A 3,808-nucleotide genomic window follows, 5' to 3' on the forward strand; every position below is an offset into this window, starting at 1 on the left:
AACGTGCAGATCTACACCGCCACCCACGATATGGACTATCTGGCTCGCCGCAACTGGACCGCCTACAACAAGCCGGTACGCATCGGCGATGACTGCTGGATTGGCGGCGGTGCCATCATCTGTCCCGGCGTCACCATAGGGCCGCGATCCATCATCGGGGCCGGCGCCGTGGTGACCCGGGACATACCGGCGGACTCGGTCGCCGTGGGCAATCCGGCCCGGGTCATCCGCACCCTCAGCCCGGATGAGCACCGGGATCAGGCGCTGCTGTCATGATGGCCCTGGCCCTGCTGCCGCTGGGGTGGGCCACCTGGCTTGGCGTCCAGAGCGGCCTCTGGTGGCCGCTGGCCCTGATCCTACTGATGAGCCTGCTGACCCTGGCCGCCTATGCCTGGGACAAGCGCCAGGCCATCCGTGGCGGCTGGCGCATCCCGGAAGCCCGCCTGCACCTGCTGGAGCTGATCGGCGGCTGGCCCGGCGCCCTGGTAGCCCGCCACTGGCTGCGCCACAAGACCCAGAAGGGGAGCTACCGGCTGCGGTTCTGGGCCATCGTCTGGGGCCAGTTGCTGCTGCTCGGGATCTGGGTGGGCCGGCCGCTCTGGCAGGCCTGAGCCCCTTTCCCCGCACGACAAGTACAAAGAGGGCCCCACCATGGAAGGGGGCCCTCTCGTCATTGCCTATGTCTCAATACCCGCCGAGCGCCCGGCCATCTCGGCCCAGACAGGCTCGGTGCGGCTACCGCCTTCACACCGCCAGGGCCGCCGACATCTCTGTCTTGATGTTGTCGGATCGGGTGCCGAAGATGGCCTGCAGGTTGTTGCCCACCACCAGCACGTCGATGGCGCCGAGGGCCTTGATGCGCGGGATATCCGCCAGCTTGATGTCATGCAGGCTGACCCGCAGCCGGGTGATGCAGGCATCCAGATGCACTATGTTCGCCGCCCCGCCCATGGCCTCGACCAGATCCAGCGCCAACTCGTCTTTCTCCTTGATGTCCACCGCCTGCAGCGGCTGGCGCTCCCGCCCCGGGGTCTTGAGGTCGAATTTACGGATGAGGAAGCTGAACAGGCTGAAATAGAGCAGCGCCCAGAGCGGCCCTATGATCAGGAACCACCAGGTATTGTGGGTCTGGGGCAGGTTCAGGTAGAGGAAGAACTGCAAGGCGCCGTGGGCGAAGTCGGTGCTGTGCACTATCCCCAGATAGTTGGTCAGGGCGAAGGCCACCCCGGTCAGCAGGGTGTGGATCACATAGAGCATGGGCGCCACGAACAGGAAGGCGAACTCCACCGGCTCGGTGATCCCGGTCAGCCAGGAGGTAAAGGCCGCCGACAGCATCAGGCCCCCCACCAGCTTGCGTTTTTCCGGGCTGGCGCAGCGATAGATGGCCAAAGCCGCGGCAGGCAGGGCCCACATGGAATACATGTAGCCACCGGCCAGCCCACCGGCACTGGGGTCCCCCTTGAAGAAGCGCACCAGCTCCCCGGTCACCACCTCCCCGGTCTGGGGATTGGTCCAGCTGCCCAGCTCGTTGAAGAAGAAGGCGTTCCAGATATGGTGCAGGCCGGTCGGGATCAGGGCCCGTTCCACCAGGCCATAGATGCCGAAGGTCACGGACTTGTTCAAGGTGCCCAGGTAGGCGGTGAACTCGAAGATGGCGCTGCCCACCACGGGCCAGATGAAGCCGAGCATCACCCCGAGGAAGATGCCGCTAAAGCCGGTGATGATGGGCACGAAACGCTTGCCGGCGAAGAAGCCCAGGTATTCGGGCAACTTGAGGGTGTGGAAGCGATTGAAGAAGTAGGCCGCCAGGGATCCCATCAGGATGCTGCCAAGGATCCCCATGTTGAGGGTAGGAATGCTCAGCACCTCTGTGTTGGTCTCAAGGCCCCGCAGCACCACCGTCTTGCCGAGGGCCGCATTCATGGTGATGAAGCCCACCACGGCGGCCAGGGCGGCGGTGCCGTCGTTGTTGCGGGCAAGGCCGATGGCGATGCCGATCAGAAACAGCAGCGGCATGTTGCCGAAGATCCAGTCCCCCGACACCATGAGCACGCTCCAGAAGGAGGGGGGCAGGAAGAGGTGCCCCTGGGCACCGAAGTTGCCTATCCCCAGCATCAGGCCGGCGGCAGGCAGGGTCGCCACCGGAAGCATCAGGCTGCGCCCGACCCGCTGCGCCTGGGAAAAAAATGATCCGGACATGTCTCAATTCCTCTTTGATGGTTGTCCAGATCAGGGTATAGGGTCGGCGCCAGCCCTGAGTATCAATAGGCTATGGGATTGTAATCAAACACTTACAAAAGGGATGTCTCATCCCTTGCTGGAGGCGCTGCGCGCCACTGCGCCGAGGCGACGGATCACCCCCTCCCGGTCGAGTTCGGGCTGATTGAAGAAGCGATAGAGCTCGCTCTCCACCGCCTTCTGGTAGAGGGGATGCAGGGCCATGGAGTCCGCCACGCTCGGCATCAGGTTGCCCGCGGCTTCCGCCCTGTCATAGTCGAGGCGCGACAGCCGGGCGCAGGGATTGAAGTCGGCCAGGGAGAGATCCCGGCGCACCGGGATAGAGCCCTTGGCCCGGTTGAAGGCGAGCTGAAAATCCGGGCTCGCCAGGGCCCGGGCAATGGTCAGATGATCTTTGGGCAGGTTGGCGTTGAACATCACGAAGCTGTCCATGTTGTAGACATAGAGCCCCTGGGTGCCAGGGGCTGGCAGGCACTGCACCTGCTCGGGCACGGCCACGCCACGGGCCAGCAGATCCCCCAGCACCCAGTCCCCCATCAACTGGAAGGCCGCCCTGCCCTCGGCGAGATCGGCGCTGGCCTGATCCCAGCTCTGGCCGCTCAGGGTGGGCAGCACCAGATCGCTCAGCTCGCGAAAGCGGTCCAGGATCTGGCGACTGGTGTCGCTGCCGAGCGCCACCGGGTCCAGCTCGACGAAGGCCTTCTGGTAATACTCCTTGCCTCCCATCCCCAGCGCCAGGCTCTCGAACAGCAGGGCAACCTGCCAGGGGTCGTTGCCGAGCGCCAAGGGCTTGATGCCCTTGGCCTTGAGGGCGCGCACCGCATCGAGAAAGCCGGGCCAGTCGGTGGGGGGGGCCATGTCGAGGCGGGCCAGCAGGGCGCGGTTGACCCACATCCAGTTGAGGCGATGCACGTTGACCGGGATCCCCATGTAGTGACCCCCTATCTTGTTGACCCTGGGGGCCACCCCCAGCAGCTGCCTGTCCCACTCCTGCTCCCCCGCCACCTCGTCCTGGGGCTGGATGAAGCCAAGCAGGGCCCAGGAGGCGATGGCCTGCCCCTCCAGCTGGGCCAGAGCCGGGGGATTGCCCGCGATGGCCCGGGCCTGCAGCACCTCCATGGCGCTGTTGCCCCCGCCGCCGAGGATGGCGGCATTTTTGAGTTCCACTCCGGCCCCTTGTAACTGCGCCGTCACCACGGCGAAGGCGGCCTGCTCCCCAGGGGAAGTCCACCAGTGCAACATCTCCACCTCGCCGGCCAGGGCGTCATGGAGCGGCAGGGCCAGCAACCAGGCCAGGGCGCGCAGGAAATCAGTCAAGGTTGAGCTCCAGCACCAGGGTCAGCCCCTGGGGTTGATGATTGTGAAGATGAATGTCGCCGCCGTGGATGCGGGCGAGGCGATGGAGAGCTACCGGCCAGGACGCGCAGGAAATCAGTCAAGGTTGAGCTCCAGCACCAGGGTCAGCCCCTGGGGTTGATGATTGTGAAGATGAATGTCGCCGCTGTGGATACGGGCGAGGCGATGGAGAGCTGCCGGGCAGGGCGCGCAGGGAATCAGTCAAGGTTGAGCT

The 3,808-nt window shown here is 65.1% G+C and carries 4 protein-coding genes; 2 read left to right on the forward strand and 2 right to left on the reverse strand.

Annotation, left to right across the window (positions count from 1 at the left end; all coding sequences use genetic code 11):
- Both BN1119_RS17075 and BN1119_RS17080 read left to right on the forward strand, forming a co-directional pair.
- On the forward strand, nt 1–276 hold a 276-nt coding region (locus BN1119_RS17075), incomplete at its 5' end, for a DapH/DapD/GlmU-related protein (RefSeq protein ID WP_042000930.1).
- Nucleotides 273–611, forward strand: a complete 339-nt coding sequence (locus BN1119_RS17080) for a DUF1294 domain-containing protein (protein WP_042000933.1) — start codon at nt 273–275, stop codon at nt 609–611. The genes BN1119_RS17075 and BN1119_RS17080, both read left to right, overlap by 4 nt.
- A gap of 133 nt (nt 612–744) precedes the next feature.
- Here the strand turns inward: BN1119_RS17080 and ptsG are convergent, their stop codons facing one another.
- A complete protein-coding gene (gene ptsG, locus BN1119_RS17085; RefSeq protein WP_042000936.1) occupies nt 745–2,199 on the reverse strand; it encodes a glucose-specific PTS transporter subunit IIBC in 1,455 nt (484 codons plus the stop codon).
- 108 nt (nt 2,200–2,307) lie between these two features.
- Nucleotides 2,308–3,555: an ABC transporter substrate-binding protein gene (locus BN1119_RS17090; protein ID WP_052448084.1), complete on the reverse strand. Its 1,248-nt coding sequence runs from the start codon at nt 3,553–3,555 to the stop codon at nt 2,308–2,310.
- Between the last annotated feature and the right edge of the window lie 253 nt (nt 3,556–3,808).

This window comes from Aeromonas bivalvium (genome assembly GCF_000819765.1).
Classification (GTDB): domain Bacteria; phylum Pseudomonadota; class Gammaproteobacteria; order Enterobacterales; family Aeromonadaceae; genus Aeromonas; species Aeromonas bivalvium.

What these genes read in the sequence shown, in the direction of transcription:
- BN1119_RS17080 (WP_042000933.1), top strand. Translation starts at nt 273, where the DNA reads ATGATGGCCCTGGCCCTGCTGCCGCTGGGGTGGGCCACCTGGCTTGGC.
- ptsG (WP_042000936.1), bottom strand. Translation starts at nt 2,199, where the DNA reads ATGTCCGGATCATTTTTTTCCCAGGCGCAGCGGGTCGGGCGCAGCCTG.